At 54.5% G+C, this 23,852-nt stretch carries 25 protein-coding genes and 1 pseudogene; 10 read left to right on the top strand and 16 right to left on the bottom strand.

Translation table 11 applies throughout. The features are described 5' to 3' along the window. Positions 1-266 precede the first annotated feature (266 nt). A complete protein-coding gene (locus AL479_RS20380) occupies positions 267-1,358 on the top strand; it encodes a fimbrial protein (protein WP_081093692.1) in 1,092 nt (363 codons plus the stop codon). Positions 1,359-1,406: 48 nt separating this feature from the next. Here the strand turns inward: AL479_RS20380 and gloA are convergent, their stop codons facing one another. The 3 genes from gloA to AL479_RS20395 form a co-directional block, all read right to left on the bottom strand. Next, complete coding sequence (gloA, locus tag AL479_RS20385) at positions 1,407-1,814, bottom strand: lactoylglutathione lyase (protein ID WP_061077400.1); 408 nt, start codon at positions 1,812-1,814, stop codon at positions 1,407-1,409. A 99-nt stretch (positions 1,815-1,913) separates the two neighbouring features. Further along, the gene (locus tag AL479_RS20390) at positions 1,914-3,011 is read right to left on the bottom strand and encodes an alkene reductase (protein WP_061077401.1); all 1,098 of its coding nucleotides are present in this window, start codon (positions 3,009-3,011) and stop codon (positions 1,914-1,916) included. 57 nt (positions 3,012-3,068) lie between these two features. Beyond that, positions 3,069-3,668, bottom strand: coding sequence for a TetR/AcrR family transcriptional regulator (locus AL479_RS20395; protein WP_061077402.1), 600 nt, complete (start codon positions 3,666-3,668; stop codon positions 3,069-3,071). A 101-nt stretch (positions 3,669-3,769) separates the two neighbouring features. Between AL479_RS20395 and AL479_RS20400 the strand changes: the two genes are divergently transcribed. The 3 genes from AL479_RS20400 to sodC all read left to right on the top strand — a co-directional run bounded on the left by AL479_RS20400 (position 3,770) and on the right by sodC (position 5,555). Continuing rightward, positions 3,770-4,009 carry a DUF1289 domain-containing protein gene (locus AL479_RS20400; protein ID WP_061077403.1) on the top strand — a complete coding sequence of 80 codons (240 nt, stop codon included), beginning with the start codon at positions 3,770-3,772 and terminating at the stop codon, positions 4,007-4,009. 49 nt (positions 4,010-4,058) lie between these two features. After that, positions 4,059-4,955 (top strand): aldo/keto reductase, encoded by an 897-nt coding sequence (locus AL479_RS20405; protein WP_061077404.1) that lies wholly within the window; start codon positions 4,059-4,061, stop codon positions 4,953-4,955. Positions 4,956-5,033: 78 nt separating this feature from the next. Then, on the top strand, positions 5,034-5,555 hold the full coding sequence (gene sodC / locus AL479_RS20410; RefSeq protein WP_061077405.1) for a superoxide dismutase [Cu-Zn] SodC: 522 nt from the start codon (positions 5,034-5,036) through the stop codon (positions 5,553-5,555). On the opposite strand, the pseudogene AL479_RS20415 reads toward sodC, so the two are convergent. The 3 genes and pseudogenes from AL479_RS20415 to AL479_RS20425 all read right to left on the bottom strand — a co-directional run bounded on the left by AL479_RS20415 (position 5,498) and on the right by AL479_RS20425 (position 8,641). Further along, a pseudogene (locus AL479_RS20415) lies at positions 5,498-7,571 on the bottom strand (FUSC family protein). The gene sodC and the pseudogene AL479_RS20415 overlap by 58 nt on opposite strands. Then, complete coding sequence (locus AL479_RS20420; RefSeq protein WP_061077407.1) at positions 7,572-8,429, bottom strand: HlyD family secretion protein; 858 nt, start codon at positions 8,427-8,429, stop codon at positions 7,572-7,574. Positions 8,430-8,431: 2 nt separating this feature from the next. Next, entirely contained in the window at positions 8,432-8,641 is a 210-nt protein-coding gene (locus AL479_RS20425; RefSeq protein WP_061078032.1) for a DUF1656 domain-containing protein, read from the bottom strand. Positions 8,642-8,863: 222 nt separating this feature from the next. Between AL479_RS20425 and slyA the strand changes: the two genes are divergently transcribed. Then, positions 8,864-9,304 carry a transcriptional regulator SlyA gene (gene slyA, locus AL479_RS20430; RefSeq protein ID WP_080343305.1) on the top strand — a complete coding sequence of 147 codons (441 nt, stop codon included), beginning with the start codon at positions 8,864-8,866 and terminating at the stop codon, positions 9,302-9,304. Positions 9,305-9,348: 44 nt separating this feature from the next. Here the strand turns inward: slyA and slyB are convergent, their stop codons facing one another. Next, positions 9,349-9,816 (bottom strand): outer membrane lipoprotein SlyB, encoded by a 468-nt coding sequence (gene slyB, locus AL479_RS20435; RefSeq protein WP_043000799.1) that lies wholly within the window; start codon positions 9,814-9,816, stop codon positions 9,349-9,351. Between the two features lie 271 nt (positions 9,817-10,087). Here slyB and anmK point away from each other — a divergent pair, with 271 nt between their 5' ends. From anmK to pdxY, 5 genes are all read left to right on the top strand, one after another. After that, on the top strand, positions 10,088-11,209 hold the full coding sequence (gene anmK, locus AL479_RS20440; RefSeq protein WP_061077408.1) for an anhydro-N-acetylmuramic acid kinase: 1,122 nt from the start codon (positions 10,088-10,090) through the stop codon (positions 11,207-11,209). 93 nt (positions 11,210-11,302) lie between these two features. Further along, positions 11,303-11,626 carry a C-type lysozyme inhibitor gene (mliC, locus tag AL479_RS20445; protein WP_044254665.1) on the top strand — a complete coding sequence of 108 codons (324 nt, stop codon included), beginning with the start codon at positions 11,303-11,305 and terminating at the stop codon, positions 11,624-11,626. Between the two features lie 58 nt (positions 11,627-11,684). Continuing rightward, on the top strand, positions 11,685-12,341 hold the full coding sequence (gene pdxH, locus AL479_RS20450) for a pyridoxamine 5'-phosphate oxidase (RefSeq protein WP_046480507.1): 657 nt from the start codon (positions 11,685-11,687) through the stop codon (positions 12,339-12,341). Positions 12,342-12,467: 126 nt separating this feature from the next. After that, positions 12,468-13,742, top strand: coding sequence for a tyrosine--tRNA ligase (tyrS, locus tag AL479_RS20455; RefSeq protein ID WP_061077409.1), 1,275 nt, complete (start codon positions 12,468-12,470; stop codon positions 13,740-13,742). 66 nt (positions 13,743-13,808) lie between these two features. Beyond that, positions 13,809-14,669: a pyridoxal kinase PdxY gene (pdxY, locus tag AL479_RS20460; protein ID WP_061077410.1), complete on the top strand. Its 861-nt coding sequence runs from the start codon at positions 13,809-13,811 to the stop codon at positions 14,667-14,669. A gap of 48 nt (positions 14,670-14,717) precedes the next feature. Here the strand turns inward: pdxY and gstA are convergent, their stop codons facing one another. From gstA to rsxA, 9 genes are all read right to left on the bottom strand, one after another. Further along, entirely contained in the window at positions 14,718-15,323 is a 606-nt protein-coding gene (gstA, locus tag AL479_RS20465) for a glutathione transferase GstA (protein WP_061077411.1), read from the bottom strand. 105 nt (positions 15,324-15,428) lie between these two features. Beyond that, entirely contained in the window at positions 15,429-16,934 is a 1,506-nt protein-coding gene (gene dtpA, locus AL479_RS20470) for a dipeptide/tripeptide permease DtpA (protein ID WP_061077412.1), read from the bottom strand. A 607-nt stretch (positions 16,935-17,541) separates the two neighbouring features. Next, positions 17,542-18,177: an endonuclease III gene (gene nth, locus AL479_RS20475; protein WP_061077413.1), complete on the bottom strand. Its 636-nt coding sequence runs from the start codon at positions 18,175-18,177 to the stop codon at positions 17,542-17,544. Then, positions 18,174-18,872 (bottom strand): electron transport complex subunit E, encoded by a 699-nt coding sequence (locus AL479_RS20480; RefSeq protein WP_061077414.1) that lies wholly within the window; start codon positions 18,870-18,872, stop codon positions 18,174-18,176. Before AL479_RS20480 ends, nth begins: the two co-directional genes overlap by 4 nt. Before the next feature lie 3 nt (positions 18,873-18,875). Then, entirely contained in the window at positions 18,876-19,496 is a 621-nt protein-coding gene (gene rsxG / locus AL479_RS20485) for an electron transport complex subunit RsxG (RefSeq protein ID WP_061077415.1), read from the bottom strand. Positions 19,497-19,499: 3 nt separating this feature from the next. Further along, the gene (gene rsxD / locus AL479_RS20490; RefSeq protein ID WP_061077416.1) at positions 19,500-20,558 is read right to left on the bottom strand and encodes an electron transport complex subunit RsxD; all 1,059 of its coding nucleotides are present in this window, start codon (positions 20,556-20,558) and stop codon (positions 19,500-19,502) included. Beyond that, positions 20,559-22,700: an electron transport complex subunit RsxC gene (rsxC, locus tag AL479_RS20495; RefSeq protein ID WP_061077417.1), complete on the bottom strand. Its 2,142-nt coding sequence runs from the start codon at positions 22,698-22,700 to the stop codon at positions 20,559-20,561. Then, the gene (gene rsxB / locus AL479_RS20500) at positions 22,693-23,271 is read right to left on the bottom strand and encodes an electron transport complex subunit RsxB (RefSeq protein ID WP_061077418.1); all 579 of its coding nucleotides are present in this window, start codon (positions 23,269-23,271) and stop codon (positions 22,693-22,695) included. Before rsxB ends, rsxC begins: the two co-directional genes overlap by 8 nt. Further along, positions 23,271-23,852, bottom strand: a complete 582-nt coding sequence (gene rsxA / locus AL479_RS20505; RefSeq protein WP_005121199.1) for an electron transport complex subunit RsxA — start codon at positions 23,850-23,852, stop codon at positions 23,271-23,273. The genes rsxB and rsxA overlap by 1 nt, the downstream gene beginning before the upstream one ends.

Below are 23,852 nucleotides of genomic sequence, written 5' to 3' on the forward strand. Positions count from 1 at the left end.
ATGTTCATTAAAAAAAGATAAAACACTTCCTGATTATAATTTTATATTCCTTGTCTGGCTCAGTGTTTTAATTATACAAAATAATGGCTGCATTGTGGATTAAAATAGTTAAATAAGTAGTGCGACATCGGACTGGTCCTGGATTGCTGGCGTGTTTTTGCTCATTATAATGTCATTGTGTTTCTGCAGTTATTTTATTTCAGTGATTCTTTATAATCTGTAGGCTCAGCGGATAATTTTAATTAGGCCATTAGCGATGAGTATCTATGACAGCGAATAAACGTATTGTTAACGGTGTGGTGAGATATTCATCGCACGGGATAATCCTGGTGGTCATGGCATTACTGTTATCGATTCTACCCAGAGATGCCAGTGCGAAATACACCACTTCATGTGTTAAAGGCAGCGATCTGCTTATCACACCCGGTAATATCGTAATAACGCCGGATGATACCTCCGCTTACCCGGTGGGTTCACTTATCGGTGGGCCTTACTCTGCCAGTGTCACTGCATTTACCTTTACCGGGCAACAATGCTCTGTGGGCAGCGGGTCATCAACTTGGGCGGAATCCAGCGGCAATCCTGCGGTTGGAACCTATACCGCGCCGGAAGGTAATTTACCGGTCTATTCTCTGACTGGTGTTCCGGGAATAGGTCTGGCAATGGCTGTCGCAGATCCAAACAATCCCTGGCAGGGTCTCCAGCAAAATCCGACAAAAGCGCTTTGGGCTGATAACCATGCTATATGGTATGGCGTTCTGGGCGTGAGATATAAGCTTTATATTGTCACTACTGGCTCATTGACCACGGGAAATTTTACGTTGCCAAAGACGAACTTCGGGAATATCTGTCTATCATCCTCCCAGACGAGTGATACACACGATATCTGTCCCTCTGTGGGCTACAACGCGTTTACTATTTCCATTAAACCTGGCGGCTGCGATATTAATCCCGAAACGCCGTCAACCATCCATTTAAATCGCATTAATGCCAATGAACTGCCTAAAAAAGGCGATGTCGGTAAAAACGTGACGTTCAATCTCAGTCTCAAATGTAACGCCGCCACTACCATCACAATGACACTGACCGACCCCAATGGTGGTGACCCGGCAAACGGCGTGGTGTTTAACGATACGGGGGACGGACTGGCGCAACACGTAGGCGTACAAATCTTATCGGTCAAAGACGGTGGGAAAATACCGCGAACGGTGCAGCTCAACCAGTCCTTCAGAGTGGGACAGGCGTCAGAAGGGCAGTACACCATTCCTATGGCTGCGCGCTATTACCGCACGTCGGATGAGGCGATTGTGGGCGGGAAGATCTCGGCTTCGGTGATTTACGAACTGTCCTATCAATAACGGTCATCTGCGTAAAAAGCAGCGGGCGCATCATGCGCCCGCGAACAATCAGTTTCCGAGACCTTTCCCGGCGTCCTTCTCTTCAATCAGCTCGATTTTGTAACCGTCCGGATCTTCAACAAAAGCGATCACGGTAGTGCCGCCTTTAACCGGACCGGCTTCACGAGTGACGTTACCGCCACTCTGACGAATACGCTCACAGGCTTCAGCCGCGTTGTCGACGCTCAGGGCGATATGCCCATACGCCGTACCCAGCTCGTATTTGTCGACGCCCCAGTTATAGGTCAGTTCAATCACCGCTTCATCACTTTCTTCACCGTAACCGACAAACGCCAGAGAGTATTTGTATTCGGTATTTTCGCTGGTACGCAGCAGCTTCATGCCCAGAACGTTAGTGTAAAAATCAATGGAGCGTTGCAGATCGCCAACGCGCAGCATCGTATGAAGTAAACGCATGTTTTGTCCCCTTAAAAAATGGTCAATACATTCAAAATGTTGTTTTAGTATAGCGGCGTTTTTACGCCGCTATCAATGAAGGAATGCCGATGGAGGGGATCAGAGCGTCGGGTAATCGGTATAGCCTTCCGCACCGCCGCCGTAGAAACTTTCACTGCGTTGCGGATTGAGTTCAGCTTTACGTTGCAGACGCACCACCAGATCCGGGTTAGCGATATAATCACGACCAAACGCGGCGGCATCGATCAGACCCTTCTCAATTAAGCTCTCTGCTTTTTCTGGCGTATAGGCGCCGGCACCGATAATCGGACCGTGGAAACGGGCGCGTACTTTTTCACGGAACGCGTCGGTATACGGCTTGCCGCCTGCCCAGTCTGGTTCAGACATATGCAGATAGGCGATGCCGCGTTTACCCAGTTCCTCAATCAGATACAGCGCGTCGGTTTCTTCGTTCGGACCATTGTCGACATTCTGGAAGGTGCCAACAGGTGAAACGCGAATCCCGATACGGTCCGCACCCCATTCCTTAATACCCGCATCGACCACTTCCAGCACCAGGCGCGCGCGATTCTCCACGCTACCGCCGTACTGATCGGTACGATGGTTAGAAGAAGGGGAAAGGAACTGGTGCAGCAGATAACCGTGGGCGGAGTGCAGTTCAACCAGATCAAAACCGGCTTCACGCGCATTGGCGATCGCCTGGCGGAAATCATTGACGATTCCCGGGATCTCTTCAGTTTCCAGCGCGCGGGGCATTGAGGTATCCACACGGATTGCCTGACCATTTTCATCACGCAGGGAAGTACGGGTACCGGCGCTGATAGCGGATGCGGACACCGGCTGCTGGCCGCCCGGTTGCAGGCTGGAGTGAGAAATACGGCCTGTGTGCCATAACTGAACGGCGATATGGCCGTTTTCAGCATGAACACCGGCGGTGATTTTCTTCCACGCGGCGATCTGCTCATCACTGTGCAGACCCGGCGCGCCAGCGTAACCCTTCGCCTGTGCGGAAATTTGCGTCGCTTCGCTGATGATCAGACCCGCGCTGGCGCGTTGGCGATAATATTCGGCCATTAACGGAGTCGGGATGTCGCCAGGCTCAATGCTGCGCAGGCGCGTCAGCGGGGCCATGAAAATACGGTTTGGTGCGGTGATCGCGCCCACTTTCAGTGGGGTAAACAGTTTATCAGATGACATAATGTTTTCCGTTATGAATAGACCGGTCGTCTAGTGAGAGATTAAATAAAACGCCTGTTAAACATCAGGCGTTGCAATGATATTTTTTACGTGCGCCAGCGCATTTTCCAGCGGGGTGGCGCTACGCGAAATTTTGGCCTGCAGGTTCGCCCCCAGCCATAGCGCATACAGAATTTGCGCCTGTTGCAGCGGTTCTCCTGCAAACGTCAAACAATGACTGTCACGACCTTTTTCCAGCGCTTGCGCCAGGATGAGCATAATCTTCCCGGCTCCCTGGTCCATCGCGGTGCGCATATCTTCCGACAGGTCGCACACCTCGGCGGAAAGTTTAACCGTCAGGCAGCCGCTGATGATCCCTTGCTGGCAAAACTGATTCAGGGTTTCCTGATAATAAGCCAGAATGCGATCGCGATAATTGCCCGGACCCGTGTCAAAATGCACCGCCAGCCGCTGATGATAACCGGCGAAATGCCGTTCCAGCATGGCGACGCCAAAGGCTTCTTTTGAGCGAAAGTAGTGATAAAACGATCCTTTCGGCACCCCGGCGGTTTTGAGTAACTCGCTCAGCCCCATACCGGTAAAGCCTCGCTGCATGCAAAGATGCTCACCGGTAGCCAGTAAGTGTTCGCGGGTATCGTATTCAGTTTGCTTGTTCATGGCAGGGAGTGTAATAGACCAGTCGGTCTAATGCAAGTCAGGTTGCCAGAAATCGTGTTTACGTCTTCAATAGAGTGAAGACCTAATGAAGAGGAAAGGGCGTGGCAGAGCAGTTAGAGTTTTTCCCCGTTCAGAGCCCGTGTCGGGGAATTTGCCAGTCAGATGAGCGCGGTTTTTGCCGGGGATGCCTGCGCAGCCGGGATGAGCGGTTCAACTGGCAAAATATGAGCGACGCGCAAAAACAAGATGTGCTGCGGTTATGCCGCCAGCGTCTGCTGCGTAAATTACGCGCAAATAAACCCGCCGCGCCAGAAGAACCTCAACAGCCTTCACTCTTTTAAGCCACTAATTGTATATACTCGCTGTAATTTACTTCATGAGGAAGCAGTTATGGTTCAGCGTATTACTCTTGCGCCACAAGGCCCGGAATTCTCCCGCTTTGTCATGGGATACTGGCGACTGATGGACTGGAATATGTCCCCCCAGGAGCTGGTGAACTTTATTGAAGAACACCTGGATTTAGGTGTCACGACCGTGGACCATGCGGATATTTACGGTGGCTATCTGTGCGAGGCCGCCTTTGGCGAAGCGCTGAAACTGGCTCCTCATCTGCGTGAGCGGATGCAGATCGTCACCAAATGCGGGATCGCCACCACCGCCCGTGCGGAAAACGCGCTGGGCCACTACATCACCGACCGCGATCATATTGTGAAAAGCGCGGAACAGTCGTTGACCAATCTGGCGACCGACCATCTGGATCTGCTGCTGATCCACCGCCCGGACCCGCTGATGGATGCTGATGAGGTCGCCGAAGCCTTCAAACACCTGCATCAGAGCGGAAAAGTACGCCACTTCGGCGTTTCCAACTTTACGCCTGCGCAGTTTACGCTACTGCAATCGCGCCTTCCGTTCACGCTGGCGACCAACCAGGTGGAGATCTCTCCGGTTCACCAACCGCTGCTGTTAGACGGCACGCTCGATCAGCTTCAACAACTGCGTATTCGCCCGATGGCCTGGTCCTGTCTCGGCGGCGGGCGCCTGTTCAATGACGATGCGTTCCAGCCGCTGCGTAATGAGCTGGCGGTCATTGCACAAGAACTGAACGCCTCTTCCATTGAGCAGGTGGTTTACGCCTGGATCCTGCGTCTGCCGTCGCAGCCGCTGCCGATCATTGGTTCTGGTAAAATCGAACGTGTGCGCGCAGCGGTGGAAGCGGAGTCTCTGAAAATGAGTCGTCAGCAGTGGTTCCGTATCCGTAAAGCCGCGCTGGGTTACGACGTACCGTAAGCGTAAAATCGCGGATCTCCGTTCAAAATGGCGTCACTGGTTTACACTTAACCGACATACATACCGAACGGAGGTCCTATGAAGCGATTGAGTCTGGCTGTGTTAACCCTGTTAGCCTGTGCGGGCGCGCAAGCCGCCAGTGAGACAGTGGAGATGAATCTGGTTACCTCGCAAGGTGTCGGGCAGTCCATCGGGGAGGTGACTATTGCGGAAACCGGGAATGGGCTGGAGTTTACGCCGGATCTAAAAGCGCTGCCGCCGGGAGAGCATGGTTTTCATATCCATGCCAACGGCAGCTGTCAGCCAGCCATTAAAGATGGTAAAGCGTCTGCTGCTGAGTCTGCGGGCGGACATTTTGACCCGCACAAAACCGGTAAACATGCCGGGCCGGATGGCGAAGGGCATCTTGGCGATCTGCCCGTGCTGGTGGTGAATAACGAAGGTAAAGCCATTGTTCCTGTCACAGCAACGCGCCTGAAATCCCTTAACGACATCAAAGACAAAGCGCTGATGATCCACGTCGGTGGCGATAATATGTCCGATCAGCCCAAACCCCTGGGCGGCGGTGGGGCACGCTTCGCTTGTGGCGTGATCAAGTAATCAGGATGTCAACGACCCCTCTGGCGGCGCTTGTTCCAGCTGAGAAAGCGAACAATACAGTCGCCAGACGATCGCCGCCAGCTCTTGCGCGGCGGGTTGATGATGGTGCGACAGCGTCTGACAAATCCGCAGGAGTTCAGCCAGCGTCGTGGCAAGCGGTCGTTGCTGGACGCCGCGTTCGCTCATCACGTCATGCAGTAAGGCAATACAGATGTCCCTGACCTGCGACAGCGGGTCAGAACGCGACTCCCAGCCGCGAAGCTGCCAGACGACGTGCGAACAGTTGAGCAACACCACGCCCCAGCGCAGCAGCCAACGCCGTGCCAGCGCATCCTGACTGTTGCTTAACTGACTGATATGGTGATAGGTCAGCGACTCGTACTCGTTTTCACTGTACGTCGGATAACGACTCAACTGATCGACAAAGCTCCTGCGCAGCGCCCGAATATGACGGCGGCTTTTGCGTGCATCCGATCCGGGACGCAATATTGCGAAGGCCAGCCATGACAGCGCCACGCCGACAATCTTCGCCGTATTGTCATTCAGAAAATCGGCAAAGTCATAGACCGGTGGATTGGTCACGGCGATAAACGACCCCATAAAGACAATCAGTTGTCCCCATAGCCCCGCCAGTTTTGGCATCTGCAATTTCAATAATTGCATGGTGGTCAGCAAGGGGAACAAAAACAGCAAGAACTCCCAGAGGTCGCTAATCTGGACCATCAGGCCGAACTTGACCACAAAACTGAACAGCGAGAGCAACACCAGCGTGCGCATCAACAAGGTCAATGATTTAAACGGCGCGGCAACGGCGGAGTAGAGCACACAACTGATGGCCGCCAGCGTTAACGCTCCCGAACCCGACTCCCATTGTGACGTAATACTCCAGGCGCCAATGACCATCAGCGTGACGAAGGTGCGCAGGCCGCTCCAGAGGGCTTCAGCATTATCGGTGTGCCGCGCCAGCGCAGGGGTTCGCGGGATGTTAACTGTGGTTAGCGGCCCGCCATTTTCGATCACGCGTAACTGGTGACTGGTGCGCAGATAGAGGCGGCAGAAGTAGCGTAACCGCTGCCAGAAGGCGACGTGACGATAGTCGCTCGCGTCGGTGGGGGCAAGTGGCGCAATAATCCGCGCTACGGCATAGCTGTCGGTCTGTGAACGGGCCAGCGCCGCCAGAAGTTGGTCAATGATCTCCCGCACAGGGGCCGGTGGATTGGGCCAGTTCAGCAACATTCTGCGTAAACTCGAGATGACGCTGGTGAGGCGCAGTTGATTATGCAAAAGGGCGTTCAGCAGCGCATTCTGTCGACGGAAACGGTAATGACTCCAGAATGCCTGAATACGCAGTAAATTCATCGTCAAAATTTGTCCGATCACCCCTTCGTGCGCAGAGCGAATGGCGTCGGTCGTCTCGGGTTGCCACAGCAGGCTGGCGTGTTCCAGCAAGCGCGCATGCATGTTCTTCAGCGCGGTCAGTAGCGCAGTGCCATCGGAGGTGCTGGGCAAAATCATCATCATCGTGCCGCCGCAGAGGATCCCGACAATCACTTCACAGACGCGCGCCTGCGCGATATCCCAGAGTTGAGTGATGTCGACAATGTTCACCATCGGGAAGGCAATAATGGCAGCGGTGTAACCTGCGAGCTGGAAGGCATAGGCCACGTTATTGGTAAACTGCGCGCAGGCCCAGGTACAAAAACCAATCCAGGCGGACATGCTCAACAGAAACAGCCACGGTTCGTTGAGGGTATGCCCGGCGAGAATTAACGCTGCAGTCGCCCCCAGCAGACTTCCCGCAATGCGTCCAAGACTTTTACTGATCACACCGCCGACGGTGGGAAAACTGACCACGGCGGCAGAGGTCATGGCCCAGTACGGTTCATCCAGATTGAGATAGTAGGCAAACGTCAGCGCCAGGCACATCGCGAGGGTATTACGCAGGGCATAGCGCCACTGCCCGGCAGTCGCTTTCAGCCACGGCGTATTGCTCAGAGACACGTGCAGACGCTTCATTTATTTACCGATTGCCACGCTACAGGTCGTGCCGGAAACCAGCGTCACGTCACGCGGAACCTGGTCAAATTCGATACGTACCGGAACGCGCTGCGCCAGACGGACCCAGGGCACGTTGGGCTTGATATCCGGCACCAGTCCGGAATCGCTCTCGACGCTTTGGTCGTAAATGGCACGGCCAATGCTGGATACGTGACCCTGTAACTTAATGTTACCACTATAAAGCGTAATCTGGGCAGGCGCGCCTTCGCGGATATGACGCAGCTTGGTTTCTTCAAAATAGCCCATCACATAGAAGGAGTGGCTATCCACCAGGGCAAACAACGGCTGACCGGTGGTGGCGAAGTCACCAGTACGCGTCGACAGATTGGTGATCCAACCGGAGACCGGAGCGCGGACATCCGTCTGCGCCAGTTGCCACTGCGCCTGTCTGAGCGTCGCCTGGGCGACGTCTACGCTTGCCTGCATCGCTTTCACATTCAGATTAGCGGTATCTAACTCTTCTGCGGAGATAACGTTCTGCGACAAATGACGACGACGGTTGGCTTCATTGTTGGCTTCCGCCAGCTCCGATTGCGCTTTAGCCAGTTGCGCCTGCGCATTGAGTTCGGCGATATGAAAAGGGGTCTTATCGATACGAAAAAGCAGATCGCCGGCGTTGACGAACTGGTTATCTTTTACCGGAAGATCGACAATAGCGCCTGACACCTGCGGCGTTACGCTGACCTGTTCGGCGCGCACTTTCCCGTCACGTGTCCAGGGGGATTGCATGTAATAATTCCACATAAACCATCCCGCCAGGACGGCAAGGGCAGCAACCACAATGGTGGAGAAATATTTCAGTGTTTTCAGCGTCATAATTACCACGCAACCAATAAAAGAAGACCCGAACAGACGCAGAGAGCAAAAATTGACAGATCCATCAATAAAGGATGCCAGATTTCACCGGAGTAAATACGTTCGCGCAGCAGGCAATGGATGAAAAGCCAGAGGAGAAATCCCAGCGCAAAGGCCTTGAACAGCGGCGGGAAGTAAACAGATGCGCCAATCACTAAGTCCTGTAAGGGCATCCCTGTTGTATTGAGTGCGGAGGTCACAAGCAATAGTCCTTTGCGTCAGGCTACGTTTATCCAGGTTTAGCAAAAACCGGTACGAAGCGTGCTTTTTTCGCGTAATGTCTGAAAAATATGTCTGGCGGTAACCAAATGCAGCAATACATTTGTTTTAGCAATACAATTGCTGCACACTATTCTAAAATCAGTATAATATCTTAGCAAGCTAATTATAAGGAGATGAAATTGGAATCGCCATTAGGTTCTGATCTGGCACGGTTGGTGCGCATTTGGCGTGCTTTGATAGACCACCGTCTTAAGCCTCTGGAATTGACGCAGACGCACTGGGTTACGCTGCATAATATTCATCAACTGCCACCGGATCAATCACAGATACAACTGGCAAAAGCGATTGGCATCGAACAGCCGTCACTGGTACGTACGCTGGATCAGCTCGAAGAGAAAGGGCTTATTTCGCGTCAGACCTGTGTCAGCGATCGCCGGGCCAAGCGGATTAAACTCACGGAAAAGGCAGAGCCGCTGATTGCTGATATGGAAGCGGTTATCAACAAAACGCGTGGTGAAATTCTGGAAGGGATTTCTGCGCAGGAAATTGACCTGCTGATTAAACTGATCACCCGACTTGAACACAATATCATTGAGCTACAGTCGCACGATTAATGTCATGAAACGTGTGGTCAGATCCTGACCACACGTTAATTCACTTAGCGCGGAGAAACGGTAACCTGACGACCGTTGCTGGCCAGTACGACACGCTGTCCCGCAGAGAAACGCGTATCCCCTTGTTTCTGAACAACCATGATGGTGTTGCCATCATCCTTACGGATTTCCAGCTCAACGCCCTGTGTTTTGTTCATCGCACCCTGTACGCCTTGTCCGGCAACGCCACCCGCGACAGCACCCGCCGCCGTTGCCAGAGAACGACCGGTACCACCACCAACAGTGTTACCCAGGAAGCCACCGAGCACAGCGCCACCAATGGCGCCGATCACGTTATCATTATCACCGGCCTGAATTTTTACCGGACGCACGTTTACAATCGTCCCGTAGGTAACGTTCTGAACCTGCTTCGCTTCAGAAGCGGTATAGACATCGCCTGAAAGGCTATCCGTGTTGGCACAACCCACTAAAGACAAGCCAGCCAGTGAAACGATCAGTACACGTTTAATCATTTAAAAATCTCCTGTTCACCATGAAACGCTACCCAAGCATCCCTCATGGTCAAATTATATGGCATTTGCGCGTTTAAGGTCACATGTTCTGTCTGAATGATACAGAAATCATAATAACAGGCAGCTTAACCAACTTTAAACGAACTATTCAGTGAATTTATTAAATCAGCACGGCGAGGGCGCTTTCGGGAAAAACGTGAATGAAGCGTAGCATTGACTGCGCGTTTATGATGGAGTGTTGACGCAAAGTCATGCTTAAAAAGGAACATGTATGAAATCGGGCCGTTATATTGGCGTGATGTCAGGCACCAGCCTTGATGGTGTCGATGTCGTACTGGCGACGATAGATGACACGATGGTGGCCCAACAGGGGAGCCTCAGCTGGCCGATGCCGGTTTCCCTTAAACAGGCGATTCTCGATATTTGCCAGGGGCAATCTCTGACGCTTTCCCAGTTGGGTCAGCTGGATGTTCGGTTGGGCAAGCTGTTTGCTGAGGCGGTCAACGCGCTACTGGCGCAGGAAAAATTGCGTCCGCAAGACATTATCGCTATTGGTTGCCACGGGCAAACGGTGTGGCATGAACCCACCGGCGCGGCGCCGCATACGCTACAGATCGGCGATAACAATCAGATTGTGGCGCATACCGGTATCACGGTAGTCGGCGACTTCCGCCGTCGTGATATTGCGCTGGGCGGACAGGGCGCGCCGTTGGTACCTGCATTTCATCAGGCGCTGCTCGCGCATCCGACTGAGCGAAGAATGGTGCTCAATATTGGCGGCATCGCCAATCTGTCGCTGTTGATTCCGGGGCAGCCCGTGCGTGGATACGACACCGGGCCCGGCAATATGCTGATGGATGCCTGGATCTGGCGGAAGTGCGGCAAACCCTATGATAAAGATGCGCAATGGGCCTGCGGTGGGACGGTGATTATTCCGTTGCTACAAAATATGCTCAGCGACCCCTGGTTCTCGCTACCCGCGCCGAAAAGTACCGGGCGGGAATACTTCAACTACGGCTGGATCGAACGCCAACTGGCGGCGTTCCCGGGGATCGCGCCGCGCGATGTTCAGGCGACGCTGACGGAGCTGACGGCGGTCACCATCGCCGAACAGGTGCTATTGAGCGGGGGCTGCGAACGTCTGATGGTCTGCGGTGGCGGCAGTCGTAACCCTTTGTTAATGACCCGACTGGCGGGGCTGCTGCCGGGAACGGAAGTGACGACCACCGATGAGGCCGGGATCAGCGGCGATGATATGGAAGCGTTGGCATTTGCCTGGCTGGCATGGCGCACGCTGGCCGGTCTTCCGGGCAATTTACCGTCGGTGACCGGCGCCTGTGAAGCAAGCATTCTGGGCGCGGTGTTTCCTGCCAACCCACGAACTCAGAGTTAACTGAATTTTTCTTTCGTCTTCTGCCGTTACACTGTGGAGATTAAGGAGGGTGAATTCACCCTCCCGGACCAGGAAAGTCTTCAGGATACGTCTATGAAAAAACTGCTACTCATCTGTTTCCCGCTTATGCTCTCTGGTTGTAGCGTCTACAACCAGTTTGTTGAACGTATGCAAACGGACACACTGGAATACCAGTGTGATGAAAAACCGCTGACGGTAAAATTGAATAATACCCGTCAGGAGGTGAATTTTGTTTATGACAATAAACTGCTTAATCTGAAGCAGGGCATCTCGGCGTCAGGCGCGCGCTATACCGACGGAATCTATGTGTTCTGGTCGAAGGGCGACGGAGCGACCGTCTACAAACGTGACCGTATCGTGCTGAATAACTGCCAGTTACAAAACCCGAAGCGTTGAGATTTCCAGCAGGGCGGCGCACAATAGCGCCACCCACTGACAATCCGTAGCGAACCCCATGTCTGATAACGACGAATTGCAGCAAATCGCGCATCTGCGCCGTGAATACACCAAAGGCGGTCTGCGCCGCCGCGATCTTCCCGCTGAGCCGTTAACGCTTTTCGAACGCTGGCTGGCTCAGGCATGTGACGCCAGACTGGCGGATCCCACCGCCATGGTTGTGGCGACCGTTGACGAAAATGGCCAACCGTATCAGCGTATTGTGTTGCTGAAACACTACGATGAAAAAGGGCTGGTGTTCTATACCAACCTCGGCAGCCGTAAAGCGCATCAAATCGAAAAAAATCCTCGCATCAGCCTGCTGTTTCCCTGGCATATGCTGGAACGTCAGGTGATGGTGACGGGGAAAGCCGAACGCTTATCAACGCTGGAAGTGGTGAAGTATTTCCACAGCCGCCCGCGTGACAGCCAGATCGGCGCATGGGTCTCGAAACAGTCCAGCCGTATTTCCGCGCGTGGGATCCTCGAAAGTAAATTCCTCGAATTAAAACAGAAATTCCAGCAAGGCGAAGTGCCGCTGCCCAGTTTCTGGGGCGGATTCCGCGTCAGCATTGAACAGATGGAGTTCTGGCAGGGCGGTGAACACCGACTGCATGACCGCTTTTTATACCAGCGTGAAAATAACGCATGGAAAATTGACCGTCTCGCGCCATAAACCCGGAAAATTGTTGTGTTAAGCGCTAGCGCTGTGTGCGCCAGCGCTTTATTCTATAGAGCTTTCGCGTCTGGCGAAAAGTCGTGTACCGGCAAAGGTGCAGTCGTTTTATACATGGAGATTTTGATGGCAAGCAGTAACTTGATTAAACAATTGCAAGAGCGGGGGCTGGTCGCCCAAGTGACGGACGAGGAAGCGTTAGCAGAGCGACTGGCGCAAGGCCCGATCGCGCTCTATTGCGGCTTCGATCCTACCGCTGACAGCTTGCATTTGGGGCATCTGGTTCCCTTGTTATGCCTGAAACGCTTCCAGCAGGCAGGTCACAAACCTGTGGCGCTGGTCGGTGGCGCGACCGGTCTGATTGGCGACCCGAGCTTTAAAGCCGCCGAGCGTAAACTGAACACCGAAGACACCGTTCAGGAGTGGGTAGACAAAATCCGTAAACAGGTTGCTCCGTTCCTGGATTTCGACTGCGGCGACAACTCCGCTATCGCGGCGAATAACTATGACTGGTTCGGCAACATGAACGTGCTGACCTTCCTGCGTGATATCGGTAAGCATTTCTCTGTAAACCAGATGATCAACAAAGAAGCGGTGAAACAGCGTCTGAACCGTGACGATCAAGGGATCTCCTTCACCGAGTTCTCCTACAACCTGTTACAGGGTTATGACTTTGCCTGCCTGAATAAACTGCATGGCGTGGCGCTGCAAATCGGCGGTTCCGATCAGTGGGGTAACATCACCTCCGGGATCGACCTGACGCGTCGTCTGCATCAGAATCAGGTCTTCGGTCTGACCGTTCCGCTGATCACCAAAGCGGACGGCACCAAGTTCGGGAAAACCGAAGGCGGCGCAGTATGGCTGGATCCGAAGAAAACCAGTCCGTACAAATTCTATCAGTTCTGGATCAACACGGCGGACGCCGACGTGTATCGCTTCCTGAAGTTCTTCACCTTCATGGACATTGAAGAGATCAATGCGCTGGAAGAAGAAGACAAGAACAGCGGTAAAGCGCCGCGTGCGCAGTACGTGCTGGCCGAGCAGGTCACGCGTCTGGTGCATGGCGAAGAGGGCCTTATCGCGGCAAAACGCATCACCGAGAGCCTGTTCAACGGTACGCTGAGCGATTTGAGCGAAGCGGACTTCGAACAACTGGCGCAGGACGGTGTGCCGATGGTGGAGATGGAAAAAGGCGCTGACCTGATGCAGGCGCTGGTGGATTCCGAACTGCAGCCGTCTCGTGGTCAGGCGCGTAAGACTATTGCGTCAAACGCGATCACTATTAACGGCGAGAAGCAGTCGGATCCGGAGTACACCTTCGTCGAAGGCGATCGTCTGTATGGCCGCTACACGCTGCTGCGTCGCGGTAAGAAGAATTACTGTCTGGTGTGCTGGAAGTAATCGAAAGTTAGCAGGGGCGTGGGAAACCACGCCCCTTTATTTTTTCAGGGTTGTGGTAAGCAAAAAATGAAGAATATCCTCGCCATTCAGTCCCACGTTGTTTTTGGACATGCTGGCAATAGCGCCGCGGAGTTTCCGATGCGCCGCCTTGGTGCCAACGTCTGGCCCCTCAACACGGTTCAATTCTCTAATCACACGCAATACGGCAAATGGACGGGCTGCGTCATGCCGCCCTCGCATCTGACGGAGATTGTGCAGGGCATTGCCGATATCGATCAGCTGAAGCGCTGTGATGCGGTGCTGAGCGGTTATCTGGGGTCTGCCGAGCAGGGCGAGCATATTCTGGGGATCGTGCGTCAGGTGAAAGCGGCCAACCCGGCGGCGAAATATTTTTGTGACCCGGTGATGGGACATCCGGAAAAGGGGTGCATTGTCGCGCCTGGCGTCGCCGAGTTTCATGTTCGCCACGCGTTACCCGCCAGCGACATCATCGCCCCAAATCTGATTGAGCTGGAAATTCTCTGTGAACACGCGGTGAGCAATGTGGACGAAGCGGTTGCCGCCGCCCGCGAGCTCATTGCGCAGGGGCCGGAGATTGTGCTGGTCAAACACCTGGCGCGAGCGGGTTACAGCCAGGATCGTTTTGAAATGCTGCTGGTTACTGCCGATGACGCCTGGCACATCAGTCGTCCGCTGGTGGATTTCGGCGCCCGCCAGCCGGTCGGCGTGGGCGATGTCACCAGTGGCTTGCTGTTAGTGAAGTTGCTGCAGGGAGCGACAATCCAGCAGGCGCTGGAACATGTGACGGCGGCGGTGTATGAAATTATGATTGCCACCAAAGCAATGCAGGAATATGAACTGCAGGTGGTGGCGGCGCAGGATCGTATCGCTCAACCAGACCATTACTTTAGCGCCACACAGCTTTGACTTGCCTGCCGGAGGCGGCGTTGACCGCCGCCATCCGGTCTGATTCGCTTACTGTATTCCTTCCGCCTTCAGCGCTGCCGCAACGCCCGGACGCTCAGCCATTCGCTTCATATACGCCGCAATATGGTCTAACCCGTCCATATTGAGTTTTACCGCATACGCCCAGCGCAGCACGGTGAAAAGGTAGGCATCGGCGATAGTGAAACGCGAGCCACAAATCCATTGTCCCTCTTTGAGCGCGGCATCAACGTACTGCATTTTCTTCTCAAGAAGCGCACGAACGGTCGGTTTGTACTCTTCTGGAGTGTCAGGGCGAAACAGCGGCGTGAAGCCTTTATGTAGCTCAGTCGCAATGTAGTTAAGCCACTCCAGCGTTTTGTAGCGTGAAATGCTGCTCACGGGAGCCAGCAGCTGGCGATCAGGAACGCTGTCGGCGAGATATTGCATAATCGCTACGCCTTCGGTCAGCAGCGTACCGTCATCGAGCAGCAGGGCGGGAACCTGTCCTTTCGGGTTGACCGCGAAAAAATCATCGCCGTTTTCCAGACGTTTTTTCATCAAATCCACGCCATCCAGCGTGAAATCTTTCCCACTCTCGCGAAGGGTAATATGGGAAGCAAGAGAGCAGGCGCCTGGCTTGTAGAACAGTTTCATCGATCACTCCTTTCAACTGAGGTTTAACGTATCCTGGTTCGGGTTCAGGCAAAAAAAAAGCCGCTAACGCAAAGTTAGCAGCTTCATTATGCGTTTCCCAGAAATTTACGCGGCAGCGGTTTTAGACGCTTTCTCGCGAGGTTCGTCGTCCTGAGTCATGCGGTTCAGTTTCGGCGCCGTCAGCAGCATCAGAACGGCGATCACTGCGGTCGCCACGCCAATCTGCAGGAACACGCGACCATACACTTCCAGAGACATCAGCGGGTCAGTTACGTTTTCCGGAACCGCCATCATGCTGGCGACATAACCGCCAATGATGTTGGCGCCGGCGGTGGTGAGGAACCAGCTACCCATGATGAAGCCCATCAGACGCTGTGGAACCAGTTGTGCCACCATGGCCAGGCCCAGACCGGAAATCATCAGCTCACCGATACTTTGCAGGCCGTAGCAGATGATCAGCCAGTTAACGGAAACGATGCCCGCATCGGAGGCGAATTTGGCACCCAGCGGCAGGATCAGGAACGCGCCGGAACACAGCACCATACCAATGGCAAACTTCGTCGGCATCGGCAGGGTGTCGCCCATCTTGTTATAGATAGCCGCGAGGATAGGGCTACCAATGATGATCCAGAACGGGTTCAGCGCCTGATACTGTTCAGGTTCGAACGCGATACCAAGAATGGAGTGCTCAACGTTACGGATAGCGAAGAAGTTCAGCGACGTCGGCATCTGGCTGTACAGCACGAAGAAGATGATCGCTTCCAGCATCAGAATGAACGCCACAATCATTTTACGACGGGCCGCACCCTGCATAGAGAAGGCTTCTTTACCGAAGATAATCACGATACCAAGCGCAATCACACCCAGAACCATGCGGGCGATTTGCTGGTTGTGCAGCAGCCAGGTTGCAATCGCGACGAGCGCGATAACGCCGACGATGGTCAGCAGCAGGTTGCGGAAGTTGATCGGTTCGAAGTCAGGTTTAGAACCGTAGTTTTTCACCCAACGCTGGCAGAACGCGAAGTTCACTACGGTGATCAGCATACCGACAACGCTCAACGCGAACGCGGTGCTCCAGCCGTAATGCGCGGCCAGCCACGGTGTTGCCAGCATAGAGAAGAATGAACCGATATTGACGGACATGTAGTACATCGTAAATGCACCATCAAGACGCGGGTCATCTTTTGCATAACAGGTCGAGAGCAGCGAGGACGGGTTAGCTTTAAACAGACCATTACCCACGGCAATGGCGGCCATCCCCATATAAACGACTCCGGCGTCGTGTCCGGACCATGCCACCAGGGCATAACCAATAGCCAGTACTACCGCACCGAGCATAATGACGCGCTTGGTACCCAGAACTTTATCGCCTAGCCAGCCGCCAATGGCGACCAGACCGTAAACCAGGGCGCTAAAGGACGAGAAAAGAGTGATTGAATCCGCTTCAGACATACCCAGTTGTTTAACCAGGTAAACGGCCATAATTCCTTGTAAGCCGTAATAACCGAAGCGCTCCCAGAGCTCAATCGAGAAAATGAGATAGAACGCCTTCGGTTGTTTGAAAGCGTTAAGACTGACGCTTTCCGTTGGTTTCTTGTTTGCAGTAGACACTTTAGCCTCTTTTTTTACATCCCATATTAACGGGGGTGTTCTGTCACGTGATACCACTGGGTAGCCGTGAAATTGTTATAGTGGGAGGGGAAACGGCAAGTAATGTTCACTATCTTGCACTTTCAGACAAGTCTTTTGTAATAACCTGTTACATATATCTCATCTGGTGGATTCATCGGGGTTGGTAAATGTTATCTAGCGTTAAATTTCTTTAATTGCAGAATGGCAGTTTTTTACGCTGTCAACTGGCCCTGAAAATCGCTGTATGGCGATATGTTCTGCTATCTGCCGTTTAATGTAGTGATAAAGGCCAGCATCTAAAAAATAGCCAGTGTAATGTTTTGTGTATAAAAACTGACTCATTGTCATCTGATTGTAGAATTAACCAAACTGAACAAAAAAATTTACATAGAGTTATCACTATGATCGGGATCACAATTGGATAGAAATTTTCGTTATTAAAAAAAGGATTAACCTGAATAAGCGCTAATCACCAGGATTATTCATTTGTCTAAGCCTGAGGGAGTGGAATCATTGACGGAATGAAGAGGAAGAAACAGAGGATAACAAAAAGTTATGGCGGGGCGGATTGCTCAGCCCCAATCGGTCAGATATCCACCTTCTCTTTGAATTCACAAAGATCTTCGATGATACAGGAGCCACAGCGCGGTTTGCGGGCAATACAGGTGTAACGACCGTGCAGGATCAGCCAGTGGTGGCAGTCGACCTTAAACTCTGCAGGTACCACTTTCAGCAGTTTCTCTTCCACCTGCTCAACGTTTTTGCCGGGCGCAAAGTGGGTACGGTTACAGACGCGAAAGATATGCGTGTCGACGGCGATAGTGGGCCAGCCGAAGGCGGTATTCAGTACGACGTTTGCCGTCTTGCGACCCACGCCCGGCAAGGCCTCAAGCGCCGCACGATCCTCTGGCACCTCGCCATGATGTTGCTCAAGCAGAATGCGGCAGGTCTTAATCACGTTTTCGGCTTTGCTGTTAAACAGGCCGATCGTTTTGATATAGGATTTCACGCCCTCAACGCCGAGTTCCAGCATGGCGGCGGGGGTATTGGCAACCGGGTAGAGTTTCGCCGTGGCCTTGTTCACACTGACATCCGTCGCCTGTGCTGATAACAGCACTGCGATCAACAGTTCAAAGGGCGAGCTGAAATTCAGTTCGGTGGTCGGATGCGGATTGTTCGCGCGTAAACGGGTTAAAATTTCTAACCGCTTTGCTTTATTCATGAGGCATTCCCTGGTTCACCGGAGGGCAACTCCGTTGCGACTGACGCACTGGCGCGACGTTTTTTCATCTTCTCATCAATGAGATATTTCACCGCCAGCATGAGTCCCAGGCCAATAAAGGCGCCGGGCGGTAACATCGCCAGCAGGAAAGGGGTGTCGGTGTGGAAAATTTCCACGCGCAGGACTTTCGCCCAGCTACCGAGCAGCCCGTCGGCACCGTCAAATAATGTTCCGTTGCCGATGATCTCGCGCAGAGAGCCCAGCACAAACATAGCGCCGGTCGCGCCCATCCCGATGGAAAACCCGTCGAGCGCAGAGAGCGCCGGACCCTTTTTGGCGGCAAAGGCTTCAGCACGTCCCACCACAATGCAGTTGGTCACGATCAGCGGGATGAAAATCCCCAGCGACTGGTAGAGGCCAAAGGCATAGGCGTTGATCAGCATTTGTACCGCGCTGACCACCGAGGCGATGATCATCACGTAAATCGGAATGCGAATTTCCGCTGGCGTCCAGCGCCGCAGCGTGGAGATAGTCAGGTTGGTCAGCGTCAGCACCAGCGTGGTGGCGAGTCCCAGCCCGAGCGCGTTAGTGGCGGTCGACGTAACGGCCAGCAGTGGACACATCCCCAGCAGTTGCACCAGCGCCGAGTTGTTTTTCCACAATCCCTGAACGATGACGTCTTTAATTTCGCTCATGATTTATTCTCCGCAAGCCGGAAGTTGAGGAAGTTGTGCAGGCAGCGTCCGGGCATAAAGCCCTGCACGCTTGACGGCATTGACCACCGCGCGTGGCGTAATCGTCGCCCCGGTAAACTGGTCAAAATCCCCGCCGTCTTTTTTCACGGCCCAGTGGTTGTCGTTATCACCCTGGATTTTTTTGCCGCTGAAACCAGTGATCCAGTCAGACAGGCGCAGTTCTATTTTATCGCCCAGACCCGGCGTTTCATGATGTTCCGTCACGCGAGTGCCCAAAATCGTGCCGCTGAAATCGGCGCCGACCAACAACTGGATGGCGCCAGAATAGCCATCCGGCGCCGTCGTCTCAAGTACCGCCGCCACGGGGGTGCCGTCCTGTTCAGCGATATAAACGCGATGCTCGCCTTTGCCCAGCTCAGGGGCGTTGACCACGACGCAGCGATCCTGCAAACGGTTATTATAGCGATCGGCAGGCAGGACCTGATCAAACAGCGCCTTTTGCTGAATGGTCGCCTGTTCATCGATGGTGGTTTTGGTCATCTGGTTGATGGCGGCGGTCAGTCCGGTCGAGCCCGCGGCAAACAGCGCCAGAGTGATGCCATGTTTACGAATCGTTTTCAGCATGGATTATCCTTTGCGGTGTCCGTACACGCGCGGGCGCGTGTAGTAGTCAATCAGCGGGACCGTAATATTGGCCAACAGTACGGCAAAGGCCACGCCATCCGGATAGCCGCCGAAGCTACGGATTAACCACACCAGCAGGCCCGCCAGCGCACCAAATACCAGACGACCGCGATTGGTCGTCGAGGCCGTCACCGGGTCTGTCAGAATGAAGAACGCGCCAAGCATCGTTGCCCCACTGAGCAGATGAATTTGCGGGGAAGCCAGCGACTCGGGGGCAAACAGCCAGCCCAGCGTCGCACAGACGCCCAGTGAGAGCAGGAAGCTCACCGGAATGTGCCAGCGAATGGCTTTTTGCTGCAGCAGAAAAACACCGCCAGCCAGCCAGGCCAGGTTGACCCACTGCCAGCCCGCACCGGCAAACATACCGTTGTAAATGGGGTACTGCATGATCTGCTCAACAGAATGGCCAGCATGCAGAGAGGTTTTGAACGTATCCAGCGGCGTGGCCTGGCTGATCCCGTCAATCCCCATACGCAACGTATTCATATCACCGCCACTGGCGGTATGTCCGGTAAAGATGATCTGCAGCGCATCGACCAGTCCCGGCGCGGTGGCGGCAATATCCTGCGGTGGCAACCAACTGGTCATCTGCACCGGGAAGGAGATGAGCAGCACCACATAGCCAATCATCGCCGGGTTGAACGGGTTTTGTCCCAGACCGCCATACAGTTGCTTAGCGATGATCACCGCGAATACCGTACCGAGGATCACCATCCACCAGGGGGCGAGGGGAGGAATACTGACGGCAAGCAGCAGACCGGTCAGCAGTGCGGAGTTGTCTTTTAAAATCGCCACTACCGGCTGTTTACGTAATCTGAGTACAGCGGCCTCCGCCAGCAACGCACTGGCGCAGGCGAGTACGATCTGGAACAGCGTTCCCCAGCCGAAAAACCACCATTGCACGGCGATGCCCGGCACCGCAGCCAGTAAGACCAGCAGCATAATGCGCGAGGTTTGACGCTGATTATGCGTGTAGGGAGAACTTGCGATTCTGAATACCATTTATTCCTCGTTAACAACCTGCTGCTGAGCGTCTTTTTTGGCTTTTGCGCGCGCTATCGCGGCGGCGATGGCCGCCTTGCGTGGGTCGACCGGTTCCGGGGAGGGTTCTGCCGGTTCGCTGCTGGCCTGTTGCGCCTGCTTGCGCGCCTTCGCACGGGCGATAGCGGCCTCGACGGCGGCTTTACGCGGATCCACCGGTTCAGCCGGTGCGGCAGGTTCGCCGCAGGCCTGTTGTTCCTGTTTGCGCGCTTTTGCACGGGCGATAGCGGCCTCGACGGCGGCTTTACGCGGATCCACCGGTTCAACCGGCGCGGCCGGTTCGCCGCAGGCCTGTTGTTCCTGTTTGCGCGCTTTTGCACGGGCGATAGCGGCCTCGACGGCGGCTTTACGCGGATCCACCGGTTCAACCGGCGCGGCCGGTTCGCTGCTGGCCTGTTGTTCCTGTTTGCGCGCCTTCGCACGGGCGATAGCGGCTTCGACGGCAGCCTTGCGCGGATCGGCGTCCACTGCGGTGACGTTCTCGGCCTGTTTTGCTCGTGCCAGCGCTTTACGCGCTTCGCGGGCGGCAATGACCGCGCTATTGTCCGGCTTCTCACCAGCTTTGATCATCACCGGTTGAGTTGCTTGCGCCTGTTTCTCTTTTACGCGAGCCAGAGCGGCGGCAATGGCATCCTGATCTTTCGCCGCAGGCTGCACGGCGGCTTTCTTATGACGTTCCAGACGCGCCGCTTTTTCTCGCTCCAGGCGAGCCTGACGCGCTTCAAACCGCGCTTTAGCCTCTGCCGCGCGTTTCTCTTCCTGGCTTATTGCATAAAGCTCGGCTTTTTCCTGACGGAAATATTGCACCAACGGAATATTGCTCGGGCAAACCCAGGCACAGGCGCCGCATTCAATGCAATCGGCAATGTTATGCGCCGTGGCTTTGTCATGCTGTTGCCCTTTACTGAACCAATAAAGCTGCTGGGGCAGAAGGTCGGCCGGGCAGGCGTCGGCGCAGGCGCTACAGCGAATGCAGCCCTTCTCTTCCTGAGGTTCACCCATCTCTGTCGCTGACGGCGCCAGCAAACAGTTGGTGATCTTTACTACCGGCACATCGAGCCACGGCAGGGTGAAGCCCATCAGCGGGCCGCCCATAATCACCATCTGATCGGCAGAAGGGCAAAAACCGGCATCATTTAACAGATGGCGCACCGGTGTCCCCAGCCTCGCCCAGACGTTGCCTGGACGACTGACCGCTTCACCGGTGAGGGTCACAACCCGTTCGGTAATCGGTTCGCCATCGACGATCGCGCGTTTTACCGCATACGCCGTACCGACGTTCTGCATCAGCACGCCGATGTCGGAGGAACGACCGCCGTGCGGAACCTGTTTCCCGGTCAGGATTTGGGTCAGCTGTTTTGCGCCGCCCGACGGATATTTCGTTGGGATGACGCGCAGTGAGATATCCCGCGCGTCGGCCAGCACCGCACGCAGCATTGAGATGGCCTGCGGTTTGTTATCTTCGATACCGATGAGGACTTCACGCGGCTGCAGAATATGCGCCAGGATGCGGATACCCTCGACAACCTGCGCCGCACAATCTTGCATCAGACGGTCGTCGGCGGTGATATAGGGTTCACATTCCGCCGCGTTGATGATCAGCGTTTCAATTTTGTCGCCGCCGCCCTGCAATTTATTGCCGGTTGGAAAGCCAGCGCCGCCCAGTCCAGCGACGCCGAACTGGTGAATGCGCTCGATGAGGGTTTCGCGGCTCTGCGAACGGTAATCCTGCCAGCCTTCGCGTTCAATCCAGCGGTCTTCGCCGTCGGCATCGATGATCACGCTCAGCTCAGCTAATGCCGAAGGATGCGCCGTTGAATGGGGGGCAATGGCGACCACCGTCCCGGAGGTGGGGGCATGAACCGGAAGCATTCTTCCCCATCCACAGGTCAGCGCTTGTCCGCGCAATACATGTTGCCCTTCGGCGACGCACAGTTCCCCCTGTGCGCCGATATGCTGTTTGAGCGGCATAACGAAGCGCTGCGCGAGGGGAACCTGGCGCAGCGGCGTGCCGTTTGACTGGGTTTTCATTTCCGGCGGATGAATACCGCCGTTGAAATCCCAGATCCTATCTTTTCTGAAAGCAGAGAATAACTTAAGCATGTTGTTCCACGGGGATATTACGCACGGGGATCGTGTTCAAATCCCACTTCCAGCTGTCAGGCGTTTCGGCGACCGGACGCAGTTCAATGCAGTGAGTCGGGCAGGGGTCCACGCACAGATTGCAGCCCGTGCACAAATCACTCATCACCGTGTGCATGGCGCGCGTTGCGCCAATAATGGCGTCCACCGGACAGGCCTGAATACACTTGGTGCAGCCGATACAGTTGGCTTCATCAATCACCGCCAGCATGCGGACTGGCGCAACATCCTGTTCATCGCCATCAATCGGCTGAGGGTCCACGTTCAGCAGTTCAGCTATTTTTAACATCACCGCTTCGCCGCCGGGCGCACAGCGGTTAATTTTCTCTCCCTGGCTACCAATGGCTTCCGCGTAGGGGCGACAGCCGGGATAGCCGCATTGCCCACACTGGCTCTGCGGCAGAATCTCATCGATTTTTTCAACGACAGGATCATCCTCCACCGCGTAACGGCGGGAGGCGTAACCCAGGATAGCGCCGAACACCAGGCCCAGCAGGCTCACGGCGGCAACGGCAATCCAGATAGCATTCATTACAACTTCACCAAACCACTAAAGCCCATAAAGGCCAGAGACATTAATCCGGCGGTAATCAGCGCAATGGCATTACCGCGAAACGGTGCCGGGACATCTGCAACGGCGAGACGCTCGCGAATCGCCGCAAACAGCACCATCACCAGCGAGAAGCCGACGGCGGCGGAAAAACCGTACAGTGCCGACTGTAAAAAGTTATGGCCGAGATTGATATTCAGCAGCGCGACACCGAGCACCGCGCAGTTGGTGGTGATCAGCGGTAAGAAAATCCCCAGCAGACGATAGAGCGCTGGGCTGGTTTTGCGCACCACCATTTCGGTAAATTGCACCACGACCGCGATAACCAGAATAAAGGCCAGCGTGCGCAGGTAAATGAGATCGAGCGGGATCAGGATCCAGGTGTCAATCAGCCAGGCGCAGATAGAGGCTAGCGTCATCACAAAAGTGGTCGCAAGCCCCATCCCCATCGCAGTTTCCAGCTTTTTGGAAACGCCCATAAAGGGACAAAGGCCCAGAAACTTAACCAGTACAAAGTTATTGACCAGTACAGTTCCGACAAACAGCAGCAGGTAATCAGTCAT

Origin of the sequence: Citrobacter amalonaticus (assembly GCF_001559075.2) — a bacterium.
Taxonomy (GTDB): domain Bacteria; phylum Pseudomonadota; class Gammaproteobacteria; order Enterobacterales; family Enterobacteriaceae; genus Citrobacter_A; species Citrobacter_A amalonaticus_F.